General features: G+C 71.8%; 18 protein-coding genes and 1 tRNA gene. 13 read left to right on the top strand and 6 right to left on the bottom strand.

The window, feature by feature from the left end; genetic code table 11:
- Positions 1-3 precede the first annotated feature (3 nt).
- Both BIU91_RS17610 and BIU91_RS17605 read right to left on the bottom strand, forming a co-directional pair.
- Positions 4-2,022 carry a VWA domain-containing protein gene (locus BIU91_RS17610; RefSeq protein WP_071406495.1) on the bottom strand — a complete coding sequence of 673 codons (2,019 nt, stop codon included), beginning with the start codon at positions 2,020-2,022 and terminating at the stop codon, positions 4-6.
- Complete coding sequence (locus BIU91_RS17605; protein ID WP_027466108.1) at positions 2,015-3,400, bottom strand: AAA family ATPase; 1,386 nt, start codon at positions 3,398-3,400, stop codon at positions 2,015-2,017. The genes BIU91_RS17610 and BIU91_RS17605 overlap by 8 nt, the downstream gene beginning before the upstream one ends.
- 224 nt (positions 3,401-3,624) lie before the next feature.
- On the opposite strand from BIU91_RS17605, the gene BIU91_RS17600 reads away from it, so the two are divergent.
- The 4 genes from BIU91_RS17600 (at position 3,625) to BIU91_RS17585 (ending at position 8,040) form a co-directional block, all read left to right on the top strand.
- Positions 3,625-5,079, top strand: a complete 1,455-nt coding sequence (locus BIU91_RS17600) for an MFS transporter (protein WP_366556906.1) — start codon at positions 3,625-3,627, stop codon at positions 5,077-5,079.
- 169 nt (positions 5,080-5,248) lie between these two features.
- Complete coding sequence (locus BIU91_RS17595) at positions 5,249-5,929, top strand: GntR family transcriptional regulator (RefSeq protein WP_071406493.1); 681 nt, start codon at positions 5,249-5,251, stop codon at positions 5,927-5,929.
- 172 nt (positions 5,930-6,101) lie between these two features.
- Entirely contained in the window at positions 6,102-7,433 is a 1,332-nt protein-coding gene (locus tag BIU91_RS17590; RefSeq protein ID WP_071406552.1) for an LCP family protein, read from the top strand.
- A 517-nt stretch (positions 7,434-7,950) separates the two neighbouring features.
- Positions 7,951-8,040: transfer RNA gene (locus tag BIU91_RS17585), tRNA-Ser, on the top strand.
- A 65-nt stretch (positions 8,041-8,105) separates the two neighbouring features.
- Here the strand turns inward: BIU91_RS17585 and BIU91_RS17580 are convergent.
- A complete protein-coding gene (locus tag BIU91_RS17580) occupies positions 8,106-9,296 on the bottom strand; it encodes an MFS transporter (protein WP_071406492.1) in 1,191 nt (396 codons plus the stop codon).
- A gap of 127 nt (positions 9,297-9,423) precedes the next feature.
- On the opposite strand from BIU91_RS17580, the gene BIU91_RS17575 reads away from it, so the two are divergent.
- On the top strand, positions 9,424-9,873 hold the full coding sequence (locus BIU91_RS17575) for a MarR family transcriptional regulator (protein ID WP_071406491.1): 450 nt from the start codon (positions 9,424-9,426) through the stop codon (positions 9,871-9,873).
- 78 nt (positions 9,874-9,951) lie between these two features.
- On the opposite strand, the gene BIU91_RS17570 is transcribed toward BIU91_RS17575, so the two are convergent.
- A complete protein-coding gene (locus BIU91_RS17570; protein WP_084741451.1) occupies positions 9,952-10,956 on the bottom strand; it encodes a LacI family DNA-binding transcriptional regulator in 1,005 nt (334 codons plus the stop codon).
- A 116-nt stretch (positions 10,957-11,072) separates the two neighbouring features.
- On the opposite strand from BIU91_RS17570, the gene BIU91_RS17565 reads away from it, so the two are divergent.
- The 5 genes from BIU91_RS17565 (at position 11,073) to BIU91_RS17545 (ending at position 18,186) form a co-directional block, all read left to right on the top strand.
- On the top strand, positions 11,073-12,290 hold the full coding sequence (locus BIU91_RS17565) for a Gfo/Idh/MocA family oxidoreductase (RefSeq protein ID WP_071406489.1): 1,218 nt from the start codon (positions 11,073-11,075) through the stop codon (positions 12,288-12,290).
- Positions 12,287-13,291 carry a sugar phosphate isomerase/epimerase gene (locus BIU91_RS17560; RefSeq protein ID WP_071406488.1) on the top strand — a complete coding sequence of 335 codons (1,005 nt, stop codon included), beginning with the start codon at positions 12,287-12,289 and terminating at the stop codon, positions 13,289-13,291. Before BIU91_RS17565 ends, BIU91_RS17560 begins: the two co-directional genes overlap by 4 nt.
- A gap of 202 nt (positions 13,292-13,493) precedes the next feature.
- Positions 13,494-14,498 (top strand): AAA family ATPase, encoded by a 1,005-nt coding sequence (locus tag BIU91_RS17555; RefSeq protein ID WP_071406487.1) that lies wholly within the window; start codon positions 13,494-13,496, stop codon positions 14,496-14,498.
- Positions 14,499-14,587: 89 nt separating this feature from the next.
- Positions 14,588-15,829, top strand: a complete 1,242-nt coding sequence (locus tag BIU91_RS17550) for a DUF58 domain-containing protein (RefSeq protein WP_146237770.1) — start codon at positions 14,588-14,590, stop codon at positions 15,827-15,829.
- Positions 15,830-15,834: 5 nt separating this feature from the next.
- A complete protein-coding gene (locus BIU91_RS17545; protein ID WP_139196563.1) occupies positions 15,835-18,186 on the top strand; it encodes a DUF3488 and transglutaminase-like domain-containing protein in 2,352 nt (783 codons plus the stop codon).
- Between the two features lie 138 nt (positions 18,187-18,324).
- On the opposite strand, the gene BIU91_RS17540 is transcribed toward BIU91_RS17545, so the two are convergent.
- Positions 18,325-18,927 carry a TetR/AcrR family transcriptional regulator gene (locus BIU91_RS17540; protein WP_071406484.1) on the bottom strand — a complete coding sequence of 201 codons (603 nt, stop codon included), beginning with the start codon at positions 18,925-18,927 and terminating at the stop codon, positions 18,325-18,327.
- 247 nt (positions 18,928-19,174) lie between these two features.
- Complete coding sequence (locus tag BIU91_RS17535) at positions 19,175-19,936, bottom strand: trimeric intracellular cation channel family protein (RefSeq protein ID WP_071406483.1); 762 nt, start codon at positions 19,934-19,936, stop codon at positions 19,175-19,177.
- A gap of 69 nt (positions 19,937-20,005) precedes the next feature.
- On the opposite strand from BIU91_RS17535, the gene efeU reads away from it, so the two are divergent.
- From efeU to efeB, 3 genes are read left to right on the top strand one after another with little or no spacing between them, the layout of a single operon-like run.
- Positions 20,006-21,610, top strand: coding sequence for an iron uptake transporter permease EfeU (efeU, locus tag BIU91_RS17530; protein WP_071406482.1), 1,605 nt, complete (start codon positions 20,006-20,008; stop codon positions 21,608-21,610).
- Complete coding sequence (efeO, locus tag BIU91_RS17525; RefSeq protein WP_071406481.1) at positions 21,597-22,820, top strand: iron uptake system protein EfeO; 1,224 nt, start codon at positions 21,597-21,599, stop codon at positions 22,818-22,820. The genes efeU and efeO overlap by 14 nt, the downstream gene beginning before the upstream one ends.
- Positions 22,817-24,121: an iron uptake transporter deferrochelatase/peroxidase subunit gene (efeB, locus tag BIU91_RS17520; protein WP_071406480.1), complete on the top strand. Its 1,305-nt coding sequence runs from the start codon at positions 22,817-22,819 to the stop codon at positions 24,119-24,121. The genes efeO and efeB overlap by 4 nt, the downstream gene beginning before the upstream one ends.
- Positions 24,122-24,129: the final 8 nt, after the last annotated feature.

The raw sequence follows: 24,129 nt of genomic DNA, 5'->3' as shown, positions 1-24,129 counted from the left end.
GCTTCAGAGCCCCCAGTCGTCGCGGAAGAGCGCGCCGCCGGCCCCGCGACGCGAGCCGAGGTACGAACCGACCACGGCGACCCCGAGGTCGTCGTTCTCCGGCGCCACGACGCTGCCGTCCACCCGTTTCGCCATCGCGTCGATGAACCGGGCGAGCCCCGGGTCCTCGCCGAGCCGGAAGAACGTCGTCTGGGCACCGAGGCGTCCGGCGTTCTCGAGCTCCCGCACGGTGAGCGCGATCGTCACCGGGTCGGGCGGGTAGTCGAACCAGACCTGCCCGTTCGGCTCGAGGTGCGACGTGGGCTCACCGTCGGTGACGATGAGGAGCACGGGTTGGGCCGTGGGGTGCTTCCGGAAGTGCCGGTTGGCGAGCAGCAGGGCGTGGTGCAGGTTCGTGCCCTTGTCCCACATCGCGTCCAGGCCGACGAGCTGTTCGACGTCCATCACCTCGGCCTCGCGACCGAAGGCGATGAGCTGCAGGTCGTCGCCGCGGAACCGGGTCGACACCAGGGTGTGCAGCGCCAGGGCGGTGCGCTTCATCGGCACCCAGCGGTCCTCCATCGCCATCGAGAACGACGTGTCGACGAGCAGCGCGACGCAGGCCTGGGTGCGGGCCTCGGTCTCCTGCACCTCGACGTCCTCGATGCTCAGGCGCACGCCGGCTCCCTGTCGACCGCTGGCCGCCGTCCGCACCACGGCGTTCGTGATCGTGCGGGGGATGTCCCACGGCTCGGTGTCGCCGAACGCCCACTGCCGCGACGCCCCCGAGGGCTCGCCCGCGGCGCCCGAGCGACGGAGGTCCCGTGCGCCCTGGCGACCGGACATCCGCTGGGCGACGTCCTTCAGCAGGCTCTTGCCGAGCTGCCGCATCGCCTTCGGGGTGAGCCGGAGCTGCCCGTCGGCACCGCGGCGCATCGCCCCGGAGTTCCGGAGCGCCTGCTCGAGGCGCTGCAGGGTCTTCGCGTCGACCGCAGCCTCGTCGCCGAGCTGCCGGGACAGCGCGTCGAGGTCCAGGTCGTCGAGCTCCGAGCCCGGCCCGGACTGGGCGAGCTGGTCGGCGAGGGCGTCGAGGTCCGCGATGTCCTGGAACACCCCGGTGCCGTCGCCCAGCCCGAGCCCCTGTTCGCCGTCCATGCGCTCGGATCCGCCCCAGTCCTCGCCGGGACGCAGTGCGCGCAGGGTGCGGTCGAGGTGGGACAGCTGCCCCATCAGGTCGGGGGAGCCGAAGGCCTGCTGGGCGAGGGCATCGAGTTCGTCCCGCTGCTCCTGGGTCATCGAGTTGCGCATGCGCTGCGCCGCGGCCGCGCGGGCTGCCAGGTCGTCGAGCAGCTCGTCGACGTTCGCCGGGTCCGACGGGAAGTACTCGCCGTGCTGGTCCATGAAGTCGTCGAACTGCTGCTGGGTGTCCTCGCCGCGGGCGTGCGCCTCCAGCAGGGCGTTGAGGTCCTGCATCATCGCGCTGACCGCGGCCCGGTCCTGGTCGGTGGCACCCTCGAGCGCCTGCTTCATGCCGGCGAAGCGCTGATCGAGCACCTCGCGGCCGAGCAGGTCCTTGATCTCGTCGTACTTCTGGCGCGCGGCCGGGCTCGTCCAGTCGTAGTCGCCGAGTTCCTGCACGGCGGCAGCGGGGGAGGGCGACAGGCTGTCGAGCTGCAGTTCGGCCAGGGCCCGGTCGCCGTCGTCGAGGTCGACGTTGCGGGCGAGCTCCCCGCGCTCGGCGAGCAGCGCCTGGTCGAGGAGCTCGCGCACCTGCTGCAGGGTGCCGTCGAGGTTGTTCTTGCTCGTCAGCTCACGGCGGCGCTCGGCCACCCGGCGGGCCAGGTCGTCGAGACCGCGCTGCGTCCGGCCGCCGCGCCGCAGGAACTCCCGCATCGCGCGCTCGGGCGACGTGCCGCCCATCACGTCCTGCCCGATGGCGTCGAGCGCCTCGGCCAGGTCGACCGGGGCGGCGAGCGGGTCGGGGCCGTCGGTGTACCGGCCGTACCGGGTGTCGCGCGTCAGGCGCCGGTTCTGCCTAGCCATAGACGGCTTCGCCCCCGCCGGACTCCTTGCTGATGCGCCGGGCCAGGAACAGGCCCTCGAGGGCGAGCTCGATCGCGCCGGCGCGTTCGCCGTCGTTCGTGGCACCCATCCGGTCGCACACCTGGTCGTACAGGTCGGATTCGCCGATCGACGGGAGCCCTTCGAGGAACGCCCGGGCGCTGACCTGCTCGCCCGTGGTCACCATCGTGCCGCCGTCGAGCGCGTCCACGAGCACCGCGAAGTCGAGGCCCTTGAAGCGGGAGCGCACGGTCTCGGCGGTCGCGGTGCGGAGCAGGTGCTCGAGGACCTCGTCGGCCCGGTCCTCTTCGCCGTTCTCGAACTCGATCTTGCCGCCGAGGACGTCCACCGCGGTCTCCAGGTCGATCGGCCGGGCGACCGCCTCGTCCTCGCCCTGGCGAGCTGCGCGGTGCACCGCGGCGGCGGACACCGTCTCGGCACCGGCGATCGCGAACCGGGCGCTCACACCGCTGCGCTGGTCGACGGCGCTCGAACCACGCAGTGCGCGGGTGAACCGGGCGAGGATCTCGATCAGGGCGTCGGGGACCTCGGCCGTCAGCTGGGCCTCCTGCCGGATGACGGCGATCTCGTCGTCGAGCTCGATCGGGTAGTGCGTGCGGATCTCGGCGCCGAAGCGGTCCTTCAGCGGCGTGATGATCCGGCCGCGGTTCGTGTAGTCCTCGGGGTTCGCGCTCGCCACGACGAGCACGTCGAGCGGCAGCCGCAGCACGTAGCCGCGGATCTGGACGTCGCGCTCCTCCATCACGTTGAGCATCGCGACCTGGATGCGTTCGGCCAGGTCGGGCAGCTCGTTGATCGCGACGATGCCACGGTGCCCACGGGGGACGAGCCCGAAGTGGATGGTCTCCGGGTCGCCCAGGCTGCGGCCCTCGGCGACCTTCATCGGGTCGACGTCGCCGATCAGGTCGGCGACGCTCGTGTCCGGCGTCGCGAGCTTCTCGACGTAGCGGTCGTCGCGGTGCCGCCAGCTGATCGGCAGGGCGTCGCCGAGGTCGTCGGCGCGCCGGATGCTCGCGGTGGTGATCGGTTCGTACGGGTGCTCGCCGAGCTCGGAGCCGGTGATGACCGGCGTCCACTCGTCGAGCAGGCCCTGCAGGGTGCGGAGCAGGCGGGTCTTGCCCTGGCCGCGCTCGCCGAGCAGGACGACGTCGTGGCCGGCGATCAGGGCGCGTTCGAGCTGAGGGATGACGGTGGTCTCGAAGCCGTGCAGGCCGGGCCACGGATCGGTGCCCTGGCGCAGGGCGGTGAGCAGGTTGTCGCGGATCTCGGCGCGGACCGTCTTCTGGACGTGACCAGAGGTGCGGAGCTCGCCGACCGTGCGGATGTCAGGTCGGGTCACCTCTCCGACGCTACGCCGCGTTCGCGACGGCGACCAGGGTCGGACTGGAGGCGCGTGGCGGGCCCGCACCGCGCCTCCCGTCCGCTTGTGGGTTTCCATCGCACTTGCGATCATTGAGATCCCGGCGACGGAGCCGGATTCGAAGTAGGGGGATCCGGCTCCGCCCCCGGTTCCTCGTTCCGCATCTGAACCACATCGGCGATCTCGGCGTACGGTCCCATCTCGTGAGCAGCGCGAACGCAACCATCAAGAGCCTGGTGCCCGCCAGGATGGACCGCTTGCCGTGGACCCGGTTCCACTGGAGCGTCGTCGTCGGACTCGGCGTGTCCTGGATCCTCGACGGTCTCGAGATCCAGATCGTCTCGAACGCGGGTTTCCAGGCGGACCTGAACCTGTCGACGCAGCAGGTCACCTCACTCGGGACGATCTACCTCATCGGGCAGGTCGTCGGCGCAGTCGTGTTCGGTCGGATGTCCGACCGGTTGGGGCGACGGAAGCTCTTCATCCTCACGCTGGCGATCTACCTGATCGGCTCCGGCATCGCTGGGCTCGCCCAGGACTTCTGGTTCCTCGCGGCGTTCCGGTTCGTCGCGGGGCTCGGCATCGGCGGCGAGTACGCGGCGATCAACTCGGCGATCGACGAGCTCATCCCGGCGAAGTACCGCGGGCACGTCGACATCGCCATCAACGGCACGTACTGGGGTGGTGCCGCGCTCGGCGCGTTCGCCAACATCTACCTGCTCGACACGACCAACTTCGCCGAGAACATCGGCTGGCGCATCGGCTTCTTCCTCGGCCCGGTGCTCGGCATCGCGATCATCTTCCTGCGTCGGCACATCCCGGAGAGCCCGCGGTGGCTCATGACGCACGGACGCGAGGAGGAGGCCGAGGCGACGGTCACACGGATCGAGGAGTCGGTGGAGAAGTCCACCGGGCACCGCCTGCCGGACGTCGACCAGTCCAAGGCGATGACCGTCACCCCGACCGACAACGTCAAGTTCCGGACGATCGTGAAGGTGCTGTTCCGGCAGTACCCGACCCGGACCCTCGTCGGCGCGACGATGATGATCACCCAGGCATTCCTCTACAACGCGATCTTCTTCACGTACGCCCTGGTGCTCACGAACTTCTTCGGCCTGAAGACGGCCGAGACATCGGTGTACTTCTTCCCGTTCGCGATCGGCAACCTGCTCGGCCCGATCATCCTGGGACGCTTCTTCGACACCTGGGGTCGTCGGCAGATGATCTTCTCGACGTACCTGGTCTCGGGTCTCGTCCTCGCCACCTCGGCGTTCCTCTTCCAGGCCGACGCGATCTCGGCGACGGTGCAGGTCGCCTTCTGGTGCGTGTCGTTCTTCTTCGCCTCGGCGGGGGCATCGAGCGCCTACCTGACCGTGTCGGAGATCTTCCCGCTCGAGCTGCGGTCGCAGGCCATCTCGTACTTCTTCGCGCTGGCGCAGATCTTCGGTGCCGTCGCCCCGCTGATCTACGGTGCACTCATCGGTGACGGCTCGTCGCGGGAGCCGCTGTTCTGGGGGTACCTGCTCGGATCCGCGGTGATGATCGCCGGTGGGGTCGTGGCGCTGGTGTTCGGGGTCGACGCCGCGCGGAAGGGGCTCGAGGACGTCACCCAACCGCTCTCGGTGCTCACCGGGGACGCGAAGTCAGACCGGAGGTGAGCCCTGTGGCGGCGGCCTGACATTCTGTATTCAGAGTGTTTAGCGCCGCCGTCGCAGCGCTGTCACTGTGCCTGCATGGCACTCCTCCACAGCGCGACACCGGCGACCACGATCCACGGCAGCGACCGCCCTCGCCTCGGGGGTGCCGTCCGTGCGTGAGCCTGGGCTGATGGAGCACACCCCAATCCGAGCCGGCGCCGGCGGACTCGATCCCCACGGCCTGCGCCGCAGCCTGCTGCGCGACGCGGTGTTCCTGCGACTGCTCGACAACGTCCTGCGGGGGGAGTACCGCCGCGGGCAGCGGCTGCGGCTCGACACCCTGGCATCGGACATGCGGGTGTCGCGCACACCGGTGCGCGAAGCCCTCGTGACCCTCGAGTCCCTGCAGCTGGCCAGCGTGCAGCGGTACGTCGGTGTCGTGATCTCGCAGTGGTCGGTCGACCAGATGATCGAGCGGATGCGGATCGCCCAGGCCCTGCTCGTCGATCCGCCGTCGAACTCCGTCGGGTACCACGACCGGTTCGACAAGGTGTGGCTGCGGGAGTGCTGGACCGAAGCCGGTGCCTTCGTCGAGCTCGGCGCCTGGTACCTGCGGCGCCGCGGGTCGTCGGTCAGCGGCGACTGGTTGCTGTCGCAGCGCATCGTGCTCGACATGTTCTTCACCGACGACGTCGCCCTGGCGAACGGGATCGATGCCGTGGTCGACCGGCGACGACGGGTCGAGTTCGTCGAGCGGGCCGTGGCCGCTGCGGAGCGAGACGCCCTCGACGACTGTGCCGCGGCGCTCCTCGACCTGTCGTCCGCCCTGATCGCCCTGCCGGACCGCTTCCGGGTGGTCGTGTCCGCCTGAACCGACCTCGGCTGCGGATCCGCTCAGGTCCGCGCTGACCGCCGAGGATCCGCAGGTCGCGGCACCGCAGAGTGAGCGTCACCGGTGTCCCTCGCACTGGATCGTCAGGCAACGTCGTGGCAGCCTTGACCGGTTGCCGTCCCCGGCGTGTCCACCGACGACAGGAGTGCCCGTGAACGACGTCCGCGATCGATCCCACCGCTTGAACCGAGCGTCCGGGATCGCACGGCACGGACGTCTGCGGCGCTCGAGCCCCTTCGCGACCGCTGCCAAGACGGTCTCCGCCGTCGTCGCAGTGGCCCTGGTGAGTTCGGTCTCGGTCACGGCGATCGCGGCGAAGCAGGTCACGGACGACCTCGGTGACGGCGTCGAGATCCAGGGCCAGCCCGCACCGCAGGCGAAGGGCGGCGCGAAGCCGATCAGCGCCTTCAAGGGCGGGTTCAACATGCTCGTGGTCGGCACCGACAACGACCCCGAGCAGAGTGCTGCCTTCGGGGAGCGTGATGCGACCCTCAACGACGTCAACATCCTGCTGCACGTCTCGGCCGACCACACCAACGCGACCGCGGTGAGCATCCCGCGCGACCTCGTCACGCCGATCCCGGCCTGCAAGAAGACCGACGGCACGGGCACGGCCCCGGCGATGGCGGCGCAGCCGATCAACACCTCGTTCGGCGAGGGCGGCCTGAACTGCGTCACCCAGACCGTCGCCGGGTTGACCGGGCTCGACATCCAGTACTCGGCCGCGGTGTCCTTCAAGGGCGTCATCGAGATGTCGAACGCGATCGGCGGCGTGCCGGTCTGCGTCGCCCAGCCGATCACCGACTCGTACACGGGGCTGAACCTGCCCGCCGGCACCTCGACCCTGCAGGGCGACGAGGCCCTGGCATTCCTGCGCACCCGGCACGGGGTCGGCGACGGATCGGACCTCGGCCGGATCTCGAGCCAGCAGGTGTTCCTGTCGTCGCTGCTCCGCACCGTGAAGTCGAACGACACCCTCGGTTCGCCGGCCCGCCTGTACAAGCTGGCCCGGGCGGCGGCGTCGAACATGCAGCTGTCCCAGAGCCTGAACGACATCGGGACGATGGTGCAGATGGGCCTGGCGCTGCGCGACCTGCCGTTGGCGCAGGTGAACTTCGTGCAGTACCCGGGCACCACGGGCGGCACCGGTGTCTACGAGGGCAAGGTCGAACCGACCACGTACCTGGCCGACCGGCTGTTCGCGAAGATCAAGGCCGACCAGTCGTTCTCCCTCGGGGCGGACAGCACGGGCATCGGGTCGGAGACGAACCCGACGCAGACGAGTCCGACGCAGCCGAGTCCGACGCAGCCGACCGCTGCACCGTCGTCGCCGGCCGCTGCGCCGGAGCCCGCGACCCCCGCGACACCGGCAGCGCCGTCGTCCGCCGCGCCGCGCACCCCCTCGGCGACGCCCGAGACCATCGACGGGCTCGAGGGCCAGTCCGCCGACCAGCAGACCTGCTCCAAGGCGTTCGGGTACTGAGGCGCGGGCGGGCGGTTGCTTGCTTGGCGCCTCCCGCCCCTGTCCCCTTCCGCGAAAGCGACAGACTGCCGCCGAACATCCGCGGCACTCTGTCGCCCTGGCGCCAGTGACGGCCGAGCTCGGCGGCGCAGTGTCGCTTTCGTGGGCCGGACCGTGGCCGTGCGTGCGTGCGTGCACCGGGACGTCAGCAGTGCACCCGCCCCGAACGCAGAAACGGGGGCGCGGTGGTGGGCCGCGCCCCCAGGGGAAGTCGCTCCCCGCCGGGCGCCACGCGATCGGGCGCGCCGGGCCCGCACGGGGAACGACGTCGGGTGCTGTGTCGCGACGACGGGGACGAGCCCCGGAACGTGATTGCCGCGTCCCGATGATGGTATGCAGTGGGGTACGCCCCGACAACCCCCACGTGTCCCCACTTCGGGGGACCGAGTGTGACGGGTCGTGCCACGCGCGGGTGTGCGTCGGGTCGAGAGTGGCGCGGTCCTCCTGTATGGTGGTCGCAGCGCTCGCGAGAGTGCTTGGAGACGTCGCATAGTCCGGCCGAGTGCACCACCCTGCTAAGGTGGAGTCCCCTTTGAGGGGACCGAGGGTTCAAATCCCTCCGTCTCCGCACGACGATGAACCCCGGTCCGATCGGACCGGGGTTTCGTCGTTCTCAGGCCCGAAGCGCCCGCGTCAGACGGTCACGATGCTCCCCGTCGTCGTGGTCCGTACGCCCGAGCGCCCCCGGCGCACCGCGGCCATCGCCACGAGCGTCAGCACCACGGCCGCCAGGGTGATCCCCGACCCCGCCCAGATCGGCGACGTGTACCCGAGCCCGGCGGCGATCGTCAGACCACCGATCCAGGCCCCGAGTGCGTTGCCGAGGTTGAACGCGGCGATGTTCGCCCCGCTCGCCAGGGTCGGCGCATGGTCGGCGTACTGCATCACCCGCGTCTGCAGGGCCGGGACGGTCGCGAACCCGAACGCCCCCATCAGCACGAGGGCGATCACGGTGAGCACCGGCGAGGTCGCGACGAGGGCGAACACCGCGAGCACCACGGTCAGCACGACGAGCACCACGAGCAGCGTGCGGTCGATCGAGCGGGCCGCGAGCTTGCCGCCGGCGAAGTTGCCGACGAACAGCCCGATGCCGAACACGATGAGCAGCCACGGCACCGCCGACGACGGGAAGCCGGACACCGAGGTCAGCGTGTACGCGATGTAGGTGAAGGCGCCGAACATCCCGCCGTAGCCGAGCACGGTCATGCCGAGCGAGAGCCAGACCTGCCCGGACCGGAAGGCGCTGAGCTCGCGGGCGAGCGACGGGACCTCGGTGGAACGGACCGCGGGGACGAGGACGAGCACGCCGATCAGGGCGACGACGCCGATGGCCGCGATCGCCCAGAACGTCGCACGCCAGCCGGCGGCCTGGCCGAGGAAGGTGCCGAACGGTACGCCGAGCACGTTCGACGCGGTGAGCCCGGTGAACATCAGGGCGACGGCCGACGCGCGCTTGGACCGCTCGACCATGTTCGCGGCGACGACCGAGCCGATGCCGAAGAACGCTCCGTGGCACAGGGCGGCGATGACGCGGCCGGTCATCATCGCGCCGTAGGTCGGGGCGATCGCGGACAGGGTGTTGCCGACGATGAACAGCACGAGCAGCCCGAGCAGGACGGGCTTGCGGGGGAGGCGGGTGGTCGCGGCGGTGAGCCCGAGGGCCCCGACGATGACCGCCAGGGCGTACCCGGTGACGAGCCAGCCGGCGGTGGTCTCGGTGACGCCGTAGTCGGCCGCCACCTCGGGCAGCAGGCCGGTGATGACGAACTCGGTCAGGCCGATGCCGAATCCGCCGAGTGCGAGGGCGATGAGTCCCGCGGGCATGGATGTCCTTCCGTTGTGCAGCGGTGCCGCGTACGCTGGTTGTTGCAGACGCGGGATATCGATAGTTGCACACGCGGGGTATCCGCGCAAGCAACTGTCGCCGTCTGCACCGACCGAAGGAGCCCCGATGTCCGTCGACGACACCTCCACTGCCGTCCGTGCCCACGGCTGGCGCACCCTGGCGGCGCTGCACGGCCTGATCGAGACGCGCCTGGAGCGGGCCCTCCGACAGGTCGACCTGTCCGTCGTGGAGTTCACGGTGCTCGATGCCCTGCGCCGCCAGGACGGCTTCCACATGCGCATGCAGCAGCTCGCCCGCGCGGCCGCCCTCAGCCCGAGTGCGACCACCCGACTGGTGAACCGGCTCGAGGAGCGTGCCCTGCTGACCCGTGTCCTGTGCGCCGACGACCGTCGCGGGCTCTACACGGAGCTCACGCACGCCGGGCAGGTCCTGCTCGAGCGTGCGACACCGATCCACGCCGAGGCGCTCGAGGGCGCCCTCGCCGAGGCACACGAGGTCCCCGAGCTCGCCGACCTGGCCGAGTCCGTCGACCGGCTCGAGGGCGCGCGCGTCTGACCTCGGGTCACCTCGCACCCGGCCTGGAGGCCCGGCGCACCTCCGCCCCGCCGGCGTCGGCCCCGGGGCGGTCACCACTCAGGCGCGCGGCGGCCCCGTCGTCGACCGCAGGACGAGCGTCGGCGGCACGAGTGTCCGGATGGGATCCGCCGGCGTTCCCGAAATCGCGCCGATCCGCTCGACCAAGCGCGCAGCCGCCAGGCGCCCGACCTCGTCGTTGTGCGGGTCGACCGTCGTCAGGCGCAGCAGGGGTGACGCGGCGAGCGGGGTCTCGTCGTTGCCGATCACCGAGACGTCCTGCGGCACGCGGAGTCCGGCTTCCTGCACGGCGGCGATCGCGCCCATCGCCATGACGTCGTTCGCGGCGAACACCGCGGTCAGGTCGGGGTGCTCCCGGAGTGCGAGCCGCATGCCCTCGTAGCCGGTCGTCTCCGAGGTCGGGCCGGAGCCGTAGACCAGCGGCTCGATGCCGGACGCGACCAGCTGCGCGACGGTGGCGTCGCGGCGGAGCGCAGCCGGGCCTCCCGAACCGGTGACGTGGGCGATGCGGCGGTGACCCAGGCCGATCAGGTGATCCGCTGCCAACCGTCCGCCGGCGGCTTCGTCGGAGGCGACCACGTCGAGTCCGCCGGGGACGTCCTCGCGCGCGCCGGCGACCACGACCGGGGTGTCGGCGGGGACGACGACGTCGGGGAAGCCCTCGGCGGCGAGCACCACGCCGTCGACCCGCAGGGAGACCAGGTCGTCGAACGGGGATGAGTCGAGGTGGGCGTTGGCGCGGGTGTCGGCGAGGGTGAGGCGGAGTCCGTGCGGGGCGAGGGCCTCGCGGATGCCGTCGAGCATCGGGACGTACCAGGGGTTCCGGAAGTCGTCGACGATGACCCCGATGGTGCGGGTCCGGGTGCCGGCGAGGATGGCGGCGGCGCGGTTCGGGCGGTAGCCGAGCTCCGCGACGGCGGCGAGCACCGCGGAGCGGCGGGCGGGGGAGACCCCGGGATCGTCGCGCAGCACCATCGACACCAGGGACTTCGAGACGCCTGCGCGTGCGGCGACGTCGATGATCGTCGGCGGGCGAGGGGTCACGCTGAGCCTTTCCGGCACGGTGCTTGACAGGACATGGGCTGGTGCAGCTACAGTCTACTGACACATTCTGGAACGTTCCAGAATCAGGATCCAGCGACCTTCTCGAAGGAGAGAACATGAGCGACAGCATCGGCGTCGCCGTCATCGGCGCGGGCATGGCGGGCAAGGCCCACATGGCTGCGTGGCGGAACGCACCCTCCCTCTTCACCTCGACGCTGCCGCCGGTCCGGCTCGTCTCGGTCGGCGACGTCTACGAGCCCCTCGCCGCCGAGGCCGCACGGCGCTTCGGCTACGAGCGGCACGACACCGACTGGCGGGCCATCGCGGCAGCGGACGACATCGACGTGGTGAGCGTCGTCGTCGCGAACACCCTGCACCGCGAGATCGTCGAGGGCCTGCTCGCCGCCGGCAAGCACGTTCTGTGCGAGAAGCCGCTGTCCGACTCGCTCGACGACGCACGCGCGATGGCGTCCGCCGCTGCCGAGGCCGAGCAGCGCGGGGTGCTCGGTCGCATCGGGTTCACCTACCGCCGAGCTCCCGGCCTCGCGGCCATCGAGGAGCTCGTCGAGGACGGCACGCTCGGCCGGGTCCTGCACGTCTCCGGCCGGTACTGGACCGACTACGGCGCCTCGCCCGACGTCCCGTTCTCGTGGCGCTTCGCCGGGGAGCCTGGGTCCGGTGCGCTCGCCGACGTCGGCTCGCACCTGTCCTACGTCGCCGAGTTCCTGGCCGGCCCGGTCCGGAGCGTCAGCGGTGGGACGTTCACCACGTCGATCACCGAGCGCCCCGTGGCCGCCGGACACGCCCTGCGGGGGCAGGCCGTCCCGCTCACCGGTGAGACCGAGGCCGTCGGCAACGACGACTACGCCACGTTCAGCGCACGGTTCGGTGACGGCACGGTCGTCGGGTCGCTCGAGGCCTCCCGCGTCGCGGCCGGGCATCCGAACGGCCTCGTGATCGAGGTGTTCTGCGAGCGCGGCGCCGCCCGCTGGGACCAGGAGCGCGCCTCCGAGATCGGCCTCGCGCTGCAGTCCGACGGCTCGCGCACGGGTGGGTACCGCCAGGTCGTGCTCGGCCCCGAACACCCCTACGTCGCGGGTGGCATGGCAATGGACGCCCCGGGGGTCGGATGGGGGCAGAACCAGATGTTCGAGTACCAGGCCCGGGCGTTCCTCGACGAGATCGCGGGGCTGACCGGCGACGTGCCCGACGCCCTGCCCGCGAACGCCACGTTCGACGACGGCGTGCACAACATGGAGGTCCTCGACGCGGTGGCACGGTCCGCCGCGGCCGGGGGCACCACCGAGACGATCAAGGAAGCAGTGACGGCATGAAGCTCGGCCTCTACAACGCGATCCTGCACGACCGGCCCCTCGCCGACGCACTCCGGGTCATCGCGGCCAACGGCCTCACCGGCATCGAGCTGAACACCGGCGGGTTCCTGCCCCCGGTGCACGTGCCCGACATCGACGCGATCCTGCAGGACGACGGGGCGCGGGACGCGTTCCTCGCGCAGTTCGCGGGCACCGGCGTCGAGATCGCCGGCCTCAACTGCAACGGCAACCCGCTGCACCCCGACCCGGCGATCGGTCCCGCGCACGCCGAGGACGTCCGGCGGAGCATCCGCCTCGCGGCCCGCCTCGGGCAGGACCGCGTCGTCACAATGTCCGGACTGCCGGCGGGGGAGCCGGGTGGCACGAGGCCGAACTGGATCGTGAACGCCTGGAACTCGGCGGCGCTCGACGTCCTCGAGCACCAGTGGAGCGTCGCGGTGCCGTTCTGGCAGGAGATCGACGCCCTGGCACGGGAGCACGGCGTCAAGGTCGCGCTCGAGCTGCACCCGCAGAACCTCGTGTTCAACCCGGCGTCGATCCGGGAGCTCGTCGAGCGCGGCGGGCTGACCAATGTCGGGGTGGAGCTCGACGCCTCGCACCTGTTCTGGCAGCAGATGGACCCGGTGGCGGTTGCCCGCGACCTCGGTCCGCTCGTGTTCCACGCCGCCGCGAAGGACGTCCGGATCAACCCGCACGCCGCGATCAACGGGGTGCTCGACAACTCGTTCCGCCGGTTGTCGCCGGACGAGTCACGCACAAACCTCGGCGGCGACGAGTGGGCGAACGAGTGGCCGAAGCCGTCGGCGTGGGACTTCGTCGCGCTCGGCAAGGGCCACGACGAGGCGTACTGGACGACGTTCCTCGAGGCCCTGCGTGCGATCGACCCGGAGATGTGGGTGAACATCGAGCACGAGGACACCGAACTCGGGCGTGAAGAAGGAGTCGCGGTCGCCGCGCGCGTGCTGCGCGCCGCGGATGCGGCGCTGGCGCCCCGGTCCTGACGGTCCGTCAGCCGACCCGGTCACTGCCTGGAGGCCCGTGAACCGTTCCGCGCACCGGGTGACGGATCGGCGTGTGGTGGGCCGTGCCTCCCGGCCCCACCACACGCGGATCGGCCACCGGTGCGCGGAACGACCAGTCCGTGCACCCGTACCGGGTGCTGTCACCGGCCCGATGTAGCATGCACGACACCTGTCCCCGACGATGGAGCCCTGCGTGCCGGAGCCGACCCACCCCGCCTTCCCGCTCGAACACGTGCGGGCGGTGGGCGACGACATCGTGGCCTCCGTCGCCACGGTGATCGACGGCAAGGCGGAAGCCATCCGCACGGCACTGACGGTTATGCTCGCCGAGGGACACCTGCTCGTCGAGGACGTCCCCGGCGTCGGCAAGACCGTGCTCGCCAAGGCGCTCGGCGCCTCGGTCGGCGGGTCCGTGAACCGCATACAGTTCACCTCGGACATGCTGCCGTCCGACGTCACGGGCGTGAACATCTTCGACCAGTCGTCCGGCACCTTCCGGTTCTCGCCCGGCCCGGTGTTCGCGAACGTGGTCATCGGCGACGAGATCAACCGCACCAGCCCGAAGACCCAGTCCGCCCTGCTCGAGGCGATGGCGGAGTCGCAGGTCACCGTCGACGGTGTGACGCGTCCGCTCGACCGGCCGTTCATGATCGTCGCGACGCAGAACCCGATCGACATGGAGGGCACGTACCCGCTGCCCGAGGCGCAGCGGGACCGCTTCATGGCGCGCATCGCGATGGGCTACCCGAGCGTCGACGCCGAACGGCAGATGCTCGCGAACCGCGGCGGCAGCGACCCGCTGTCGCGCCTGCGGCCGATCGTCGACGTCACCACGCTGCGGGCGATCATCGAGACCGTCGCCGGGGTGCACATCGCCCCCGACGTCGAGGCGTACATCATCGCGATCGTCCGGTCGACACGCACCCACCCCGACCTCGTGCTCGGTGCGAGCCCCCGCGCGACGCTGCACCTGGCGCAGGCAGCCCGTGCGCACGCAGCCCTGCTCGGCCGCCCGTTCGTCACCCCCGACGACGTCGCGACGCTCGCCCCGATCGTGCTCGCGCACCGGCTCGTGCCGGTCGCCCGTGGGCTCGGCGGCACCGGCGAGGACACCGTGCGCGAGATCGTCGTCCGCATCGTCTCCGACACCGCCATCCCGTTCACGGCCACCCCCGTCCGCTCCTGATGGCCGGTCCATCGGCACCGCCGTCGCTGCTGCGACGTGTCGGTGCCGCGCGGTCCACGGCGGCACGGTTCGGCCGTCGGGGGCTGTCGTTGGCCCGACGCACCCCGTTCCCGCGCCCGACGATCCGGGGCTGGACGGTCATCGCCGTCGGCATCGGCCTGGTCGGCGGCGGTCTGGTCGGCACCACGAGCGTGGCCGTCACGGCCGGCCTGCTGCTGCTCGTCCTGGTCGTGCTCGGCATCGTGATGGCGTTCGTCGTCGCCACCCCGCTCCGCGGCAGCCGCAGCACCGCACGGGCGATCGTGCAGGTGGGCGAGGTCTACCGGGAACGCATCACCCTCGGCAGCACCAGCCTGCGGATCGGCCCGCGGGCGACGCTGCTCGTGCGCGAACAACTCGAGGACGCCTTCGCCAGCCTGGCCGAGGCGGAGACCTACGCCGAGGTCGGGCCGAACCTGCCGCCGGCCGTGCTCGACGTCGAGGCGCTCGCGATGCACCGCGGCCGCTCGCTGGTCGGCCCCGTGACGATCCGGGTCGAGGACCCGTTCGGCCTGCTCCGCATCGACCGACCCGTCGTCCCTGCTGAGGAGGTCGTCGTCGTCCCGGCCTCGGCACCCCTCGGGGCGATCGACGCCGGGGCGCTCGCCGGTGCGGTCTCGGCCGACGAGGGCCGGGTCGGACAGGGCGGTTCCGCCGACGACAGCGAACTCCGCCCGTACCGACCGGGTGACCCGATCCGCCGGGTGCACTGGGCCCAGAGTGCTCGACGCGGGGAACTCCACGTCCGCCAGACCACCCAGGCCCAGCCCCCCGAGGCCGTGATCGCCCTCGACGTCCGGCGTGAGTCCTACCAGCGGCTCGGCCGAGAGGACCTCGCCGAGCTCTCCGACCTGGGCGGCGACCAGGCCTTCGAGCACGCCGTCGTGGTGGCCGCCAGTGTCGCCCGCGCGCTCGCCGCCCGGACCTCCCGTGTCGTGCTCGTGTTCGACGGGCCCGAAGGCGCGACCCGGCACGCGGGCGACGTCGGCGGGCTCACCGACGTGCTGGTCGGACTCGCCGACGTCCGGCTCCGCTCCGACGCCCGCGAAGTCACCGACGTCCTGCCCGAGGTCCGTGGCCGCGACGTGCACGGCATGACCGCCGTCGTGACGGGCACCTGCACCGCGGAGGAAGCCGCCGAGCTCGTCAGTGCGACCAGCGGGTCGAGCCGCGGCATCCTGGCGACGATCGTGCCGCCGGACCCGGCCGTACGGGGCATCCTCGACCGCGGCGGCTGGCGGACCCTCGTGGTGCCGGTCGTCGGCGCGACGCCGTCCGGGGCCGCACGGTGACCGGGGTGAGCGCACCGGCGCGTGGCCGTGCCGACGTGCGCGAGATCCTCGACCGCGACGACGACCTGCGTGACGTCCCGAGCGCCTGGGTCGTGGCCCTCGCGCCGGTGCCCGTGCTCCTCGCCGCCCTCGCCATCCGGCCGCTCGTGCAGGGGATCGCCTGGTGGGCATCGGGTGTCGTCGTCGTCGCCGTGCTCGTCGCCGTGATGCTCGCGGTGCGCCGCCAGACGCCCGGCATCCGCTTCGTCGTCCTGGTCGGCACGGTCATCGCCTGCTCGTGCGCCGCCGCCCTGGTCAACGACATCCAACCGCTCGGGTGGCTCGACGCCGACGGGGCCCTCGGGGAGACGCTCGCCGCGATCCGCCTGAACCCCGCACCACTACCGCAGACCGACGCGATCCGGCTCGTCGTCACCGCGTCGATCGGCTGGGTGGCGGCGGTCTCGCTGTTCCTCGCCGCCATCGCGCGGATCCCGTCGCTCGCCGCGGCTCCGGCCCTCGTCATCCTGATCGTGCCTGGTGTCATCACCGGGCAGCCCGCCGGCACCCCGCTCGTCATCACCACGGCGGTGGCGTTCCTCGCCCTGCTCTGGCTGTCCGTGCGTCCGGTGCAGCGCGCACTGCCGGCCGCGGTCGTCGGGGCGATCGGGCTCGTCGTGGCCATCGGGCTGCCGACGATCGTGCCGCTCAACGCCAGCTGGTTGTCCGGCGTGACCGGTGCGATCCAGTCGCCGATCCAGCCCGGACGGCCCGGCACCCTGCTCGAACTCGGCAACGACCTGCGCCGTCCGAGCGAGCTCGAGGTGTTCCGGTACCGCTCGTCCGACGGGCAGCCCGAGTACCTCAAGCTCGCCGACCTCGACGAGTTCGGCACGGGGGACTGGGTGCCGACCGTGACGAACGCGGCCGAGGCTGACACCGCCGACGAGCAGCAGTGGGCCGAGGGCGTCAACCCGCGCCTGGCGAGCCGCGGCGACGTGACGGTCCGGATCACCGGGCTGTCCAGCACCTACCTGCCGGTGCCGTCGGGTGCGGTGTCGATCGAGTCGCAGTCCACCAACCTCGACCTGTCGCAGTGGCGGTGGATGGGGAACTCGAGCACCGTCCGGTCGACGGGTGCCGCGACCGCCCGCGGTGCGATGTACGAGGTCTACGGGGCCTCGACGTTCGCCAACGACTACCTCGACGCGGTCGCCGCTTCGGGGGTGCTCGCCCGATCCGACGGCCGTGGCTTCCGGGAGCCCAGCCGCCAGCAGCTCCGCACCGACCTCGCCCTGCCCGACGACCTGCCCGCCAACATCTCGACCACCGCGACCCGCGTCGCCGCCGCCGCGACCGACGACTACGGGCGAGCGCGGGCACTCGAGCAGTGGTTCCGCAGCGACCTGTTCACGTACTCCGAGACCGCCCCCGTCGAGCAGGGCTACGACGGCGACAGCATGGACGTCGTCTCGACGTTCCTGAAGGTCCGCGACGGGTACTGCGTGCACTTCTCGTCCGCGATGGCCGTGATGGCCCGCACGCTCGGCATCCCCTCGCGCATCGCGGTCGGGTACCGGGCCGGGTCGCCGCAGCCCGACGGCGAGTACGCGGTGTCGAACCGGCAGCTGCACTCCTGGCCCGAGCTGTACATCCAGGGCGCAGGGTGGGTCGCCTTCGAGCCGACGCCCGACTCCGACGAAGCTGCGCCGTCCGAGGAGCCCTCGGCCTCGCCGACCGCGGCGGCACCGGAGACCCCCCTGCCGGCACCCGAGCAGACCACCCCGGCGGACGAATCCGCGTCACCGACCCCGTCGGCGTCCCCCGTTCCGGGTGCCACGGGTGCGTCCGGCACCGGCGGCGGCGGAGGACCGGTCGGGCTGCTCGTGGGCCTGCTGCTCGTGCTCGCGGTCCTCGTCGCCCCGGGCCTCGTGCGTGCTGTCCGCCGCCGGTCGAGGCTGTCGGCGATCGCTGCCGGTCGGTCACCCGCCGTGCAGGCGTGGCGCGAGTTGCTCGACGACGTCGCCGACCACGGGTACGCGCCGGGCCTCGCGCCGCCGGGTGACGCCGCCGCCGTGGCCCGGACCGCCCGTGCCGTGCTCGGACGCCTGCGTCCCGGGCTGCCGGAGTCGGTCGTGCCGCACCTGGAGGCCGCGGTCGACGCGGTCGATCGCGAGCGCTTCGCCGCCGATGGGGCCGCATCGGTGGACACGGCGGCGTTGGAGCGTCACGTCCGTGACGCTCGGGAGGCGCTCGACGCCTCGGTCCCCACGGTGCGCGTCGTGCGGTCGCGCTTGTTGCCGCCGAGCCTGCTGCCGTCGTCCGCCTGGTCCCACGACGGGCCGAAGCCCCGCCGTCGGGATCGTCGCGCGGCCTGACGCGGGCGCGTGCGCACCGTGCGAGCCTCGCACGGTGCGGGGCGCGCGCCGAGTGGTGCGAGGTTCCGTACTCCGTGCGACCGGCGCGGCCTCGCACGGACTACGGAACCTCGCACCGTTCGAGCGGGGCACCGCGCGTCAGCGCCGGCGGATGACCGCCTCGACCAGGGTCGCGATGAGCTCGCCCGGATCGACCCCGGGCAGCGCCGGCGCGTCGAACACCAGGCCGACGTTCGCCCCGATGAGCACGGTCGCGAACTCCTCCGGAGTCATGCCCACCTCGACCTCGGGGTGGGCACCGAGCCACAGCCGCACCAGCTCGAGCACCCCGTCCTGCAGGATCCGGCGCTGTCGGATGAACTCGGGCAGCAGCTCCGGGTGCCGCACCGCGTACCCGCGGAACGCCGAGAGCAGCGCGAACTGCTCGCTCTGGTCGTTCTGCCCGAACGCGGCGCGCAGGACGTCCCCGACGTCGACCGCGGCGATGTCCGCGTGCACGAGTTCCTGCAGTGAGGCGAGCACGACGTTCGTGGACCGCTGCATGACCTGGGCGAGCAGGTCTTCCTTGGACGAGAAGTTCGAGTAGACCGCACCCTTGCTGAACCCCGCGCGTGCTGCGACGTCGTCGAGCCGCGCGCCGTACACACCCTGTTCGGCGAAGACCGCGGCTCCGGCGGCGAGCAGGCGTTCCCGGACCTCGGCGCGCGGGATGCGCTGGGTGGGGGAAGCGTCGTCGCTCATCGGTTGCTGCTCCGACCTGTGGTGGTGGTCGTCGGGGAGAGCATCGTGGTGGAGACCTGCCGCGCCGCGCGTCTGATCCCGCGCGGCATCAGCGAAGCCCCCATCCCCACGTCTGCTCGGAACCGGCGCGTTCGGGTCGCGTCGGTGCTGTGCGGACAGCGTTCACCGGGACCATCCCCGGCAGAACTGCCAGGACGATACCCGGCGGTACTGATCGTAGCGTCGCGGGGCCGCGGAGGACAGCCCCTCAGTCCTCGTGCTCTTCTCGGACACTGCCGGCACCGGTCCGACGGCCCGGGCGCCGGAGCAACCGGAGCGCGTCCGGCCGCAGGCTCCGACCCCGCCGCAGCAGCGAACCGAGGGTCGACTTCGGCTGCCAGTCACGGCCGTTCGGCAGCCCCCAGCCCCGCCGGACCGCTCCCCAGCGGAGCCCGAGCGACAGGGTGATCGCGAGCAGGATGCCGAGCGACGGCGACCCGAGCGCCGAGGCGATCACCATCACGGCCGACGCGGCGACGGCCACGGTGGCGTACAGCGCGTTCCCGCCGAACACCGCCGGCACCCGCCGTAGCAGCAGGTCACGCATGGCCCCGCCGCCGACCGCGGTGATGGTCCCCATGATGATCGCGGCGGGCCAGTCGAGCCCGGCGTCGTAGGTCCGCTGCACGCCGACCACGGCCCAGAACCCGATGACGGCGGCGTCGAGCACGGTGAACAGCCGGTCCCAGGTGAGCTCGGAGAACGACACGAGGAACGCGATGAGCGCCCCGGCGACGGCGACCGGCACGTACAGCGGGTCGACGAGCGCGACGGGTGGTCCGTTCTGCAGCAGGGTGTCGCGGAGCATCCCGCCGCCGAGTCCGGAGACGAACCCGACGACCAGGAACCCGAACAGGTCGAAGTCCATCGCGCGGGCGATGGAGCCGCCGAGCAGGGCGGACGCGAAGACCCCGGCGAGGTCGAGCACGTTCGTGACCGACGCCAGGCCGTCGACGGACAGCAGGTTCATGAGAACCATCAAACATCACGTCGCACGACTGGCGGGCCGTTCGGCGGTTAGGTTAGCCTCACCTTCGTCATGCTCGCCACTCTCGTCATCGGTCTCCGTGAAGGCCTCGAAGCCACGCTCATCGTCGGCATCATCGCCGCGTTCCTGCGTCGCAACCGCGTCCCGCTCACCCCGATGTGGTCGGGCGTCGGGCTCGCGGTGCTGCTCAGCATCGCCGTCGGCTTCGGGCTGCAGGCCGTCGAGCAGGCGCTGCCGCAGGCTCAGCAGGAGGGCATGGAGGCGGTCATCGGCATCGTCGCCGTCGTCTTCGTCACGGGCATGATCATCTGGATGCGCACGCACGCGCGCACCCTGACCGCCGACCTCGAGGCCAGTGCGACCGCTGCCCTCGGCCGCGGCACCGCCTGGGCCCTCGCCGGCATGGCGTTCCTCGCCGTCCTGAAGGAGGGCTTCGAGACCTCGGTGTTCCTCCTCGCCACGTTCCAGGCATCGTCGGACACCGGCCTCGCCGCCCTCGGTGCCGTGATCGGCATCGCGGCCGCGGTCGTCGTCGGCTTCGGCATCTACACCGGTGGCGTCCGCCTCAACCTGTCGCGGTTCTTCACCGGCACCGGGGTCTTCCTGGTCTTCGTCGCGGGCGGTTTGGTGCTGACCGTCCTCCGCCGCGCGCACGAGGCCGGCTGGATCGTCATCGGCCAGCAGCGCACCGTCGACCTGTCGTGGCTCGCCCCGAACGGTTCGGTGCAGGGCGCCCTGGTCACCGGCGTGCTCGGCATCCCGCCGGACCCGCGGGTCATCGAGGTGCTCGGCTGGGTCCTCTACGTCGTCCCGGTGCTGGCCCTGACGCTCTGGCCGCGCGCCTGGCGTCCGTCGCCGGGCCGCGTGCCCCGGGTGCGCGCCGTCGTCGCCGGCGCACTCGCCGTGGCGGCAGCGGCACTCGCGATCGCCGTGCCGACGGGCGGGGTCGACCTGCCCCGCACCACCGCGGTCAGCGGCGACGCCAGCTCCGTCTCCGCCAGCGTCGACGGTGCGTCCGGCGTCCTCCGCGTGTCGGGCACCGGCCGGGAGGCCCGGATCACCCTGCCGACGTCGGCCCACCGCCGCGTCACCCGCGCGGGCGTGGCCGCCGACCGGTGGCGCGTCGTGCAGGACGGAACCAGTGAGCAGGGGAGCGGTGCCGACCGTCCGTCGACGCTGACGCTCGACGACCTCGTCACCCTGTTCGGTCGCCTGCCCGTCGGGGTCTCCCCGTCGACGAACCCCGGCCCCTTCGTGGCGCGCTGGGCCGTGCGCGACACGGTGACCCTGTGGACCGTCCGTGGTGGGGTCCTGGACGCGACCCGCGACGAACGCGAGGTGCTGACGCTGAGCGGTGGGGGCCTCCCGTCCGCACGCACCACGACCCTGGACCGCACCGTCTGGTCCGTCCCCGATGCCCGCGTCGAGCGGTCGGCCGCCTCGGTGGCCGCAGCGGACTCGCGATCAGCCGACCTGCTGCTCTGGAAGGCCTGGCTGCCGATCGCCCTCGGCATCGCGGCCGCCGCGCAGGCGCTGCTGGCCCTCCGTGACCGCCGTCGCCGGCGACTCCCCACCATCCCCACCCCCGAACCCGTCCCCGCTCGTGGCCCTCCGGCCGCGGACCTTGCAAGGAGCACCGACCATGTCCTTCGGTAAGCCCGTCCGACCCCTGATCACCCTGGGCGCCCTCGGCGCCGTCACCGCCCTCGCACTCACCGGGTGCGCCGGCGGGTCCACCGGAGCCGACGGCTCCGGCTCCGGCGACGCGAAGGTCTCCCGCGTCACCATCACGCTCACCAACGACGGGCAGGACGCCTGCGCGGTGTCCTCGACGAAGGTCCCCGCGGGCCCCGTCACCTTCACGGTCAAGAACGAGTCGTCGACCGCGATCACCGAGGTCGAGCTGCTGCAGGACCAGCGGATCCTCGGCGAGAAGGAGAACCTGGCACCCGGCCTCGACGCCGTCCGCTTCACCGCCACGCTGACCGGCGGGAAGTACCAGGTGTACTGCCCCGGCGCCGAGACCGAGCTGACGGCCTTCACCGTCACCGGCAAGGCCGCGTCGACCGCGAACAGCAGTGCCTCGACCCTGCTCCGCGACGGGACGAAGGGCTACGCGACCTACGTCGACGGCCAGGTCACCGACATGGTCGCCGCGGTCGAGCAGATGCAGGAGCACATCGACGCCGGCGACCTCGACGCGGCGAAGACCGACTACGCGAACGCCCGTCCGTTCTACGAGCACGTCGAGAGCGACGTCGACGGCTTCGTCAAGAAGGGGTTCAAGGCCACCGACAACGCCGGCAACCTCGACTACCTGATCGACATGCGTGCCTCGAACCTCGACCCCGCCGTCGGCTGGAGCGGGTTCCACGCCGTCGAGAAGGACCTGTTCCAGGCCGGGAAGATCACCGCGTCGACCAAGCAGACCGCCGCGGACCTGACCGAGGACGTGCAGCTGCTCGCGAAGCTCGTGCCGACGCTCGACTACAAGCCGGAGGACCTGGCGAACGGTGCCGCCGGCCTGCTCGAAGAGGTGCAGTCGAACAAGATCACCGGCGAGGAAGAGGCGTACAGCCACATCGACCTCGTCGACCTCGCCGCCAACGTCGAGGGTGCCCGTCAGGCCTTCGCGTACCTCAAGCCGGGGCTGACCAAGCTCGACCCGACCCTGACGAAGCAGATCGCGAAGCAGTTCGACGCCACGAACACGCTGATGGACGGCTACCGCGACGCCGACGACCTGGGCGGTTTCGCCACGTGGGACGCCGCCACCAAGAAGTCCGACGCGAACACGATCTCGCAGCAGATCCAGGCGCTGCAGGACCCGCTGTCCCGCCTGGCCGAGAAGGTCGCGACCGCGTGACCGAGCCGGACGAGGCACCGCGGGCGGACGACGCACCCCGGGCGAACGTCTCCCGCCGTGGTCTGTTCGGCGCCGGCCTGGCCGTGGCCGGTGCCGGGGTCGGCGCGGCTGCGGGCATCGGCGGCGCCACCGCGGCGACCGGCGTGAACCCGTTCACGGCGGCGACGAACGGCGACGAGTCGATCGACCTGTCGCAGAGCCAGCCGTTCTACGCCACCGCGGCCCGGCAGCCGCAGGGCGGGATCCGCACCACCCCGCAGCGGTACTGCGTCTACATGACGTTCGACCTGTCGACGACCGTCACGACCGAGCTGCAGGTGCTCCTCGCGCGCTGGTCGGCCGCGATCGCCCAGCTGCAGGCCGGCAAGACCGTCGGCAGCGTCGAGCCGGCGCACGGCAACGGGGTCGGTGCCGACACCGGCGAGGCGCTCGACCTCGGCCCGGCGTCGCTGACCGTCACGGTGGGCCTGGGGCCCGGCGTCTTCGACGAGCGCTTCGGGCTGGCCGACCGCCGTCCGGCCTCGCTCGCCGACATCCCGACGCTGCCGAGCGACAACCTGCAGGAGAGCCTGACCGGCGGGGACCTGTCCCTGCAGGCCTGCGCCGACGACCCCCAGGTGGCGTACCACGCCGTGCGCGACCTGGCACGGATGGCCCGCGGCACCGCGACCGTCCGCTGGACCGTGCTCGGCTTCGGCCGGGCATCGGCCGGGCCGCACCAGAGCACGCCCCGCAACCTGATGGGGTTCAAGGACGGCACCCGGAACATCACGACCGACGCCGACTACGACCGCTTCGTCTGGCTCGACCGCGACGCCGGGTGGATGGCCGGCGGCAGCTACCAGGTGGTGCGGAAGATCCGCATGAACATCGAGACCTGGGACGCGGACGTCGTCAGCGACCAGCAGCGGGTGTTCGGGCGGACGAAGATCCAGGGCGCACCGCTCTCCGGCGGGCAGGAGCACACCACTCCGGACTTCCACGCCAAGGACGACGACGGTGCGACGAAGATCGACGCGACGTCGCACATCGCCCTCGCCGCGCACGAGGCGAACGGCGGCGTGAAGATCCTGCGCCGGCCGTACAACTACACCGACGGGCTCAACGAGTACGGCCAGCTCGACGCCGGGCTGCTCTTCATCGCCTACGTGAACGACCCGGACCACTTCACGCGGCTGCAGCGGAAGCTCGGCGCCTCGGACCGGCTGAACGAGTACGTCTCGCACATCGGCTCCGCGGTGTTCGCCGTGCCGCCGGCACCGCGCAAGGGGTCGTACATCGGCGAGCAGCTCTTCCGATGAGCTGCGTC

It is taken from the genome of Curtobacterium sp. MMLR14_002, from assembly GCF_001864975.1.
In the GTDB taxonomy this organism is placed as follows: domain Bacteria; phylum Actinomycetota; class Actinomycetes; order Actinomycetales; family Microbacteriaceae; genus Curtobacterium; species Curtobacterium flaccumfaciens.
Note: the sequence above shows the minus strand (reverse complement) of the source record. Positions and strands in the feature narration are given on the sequence as shown.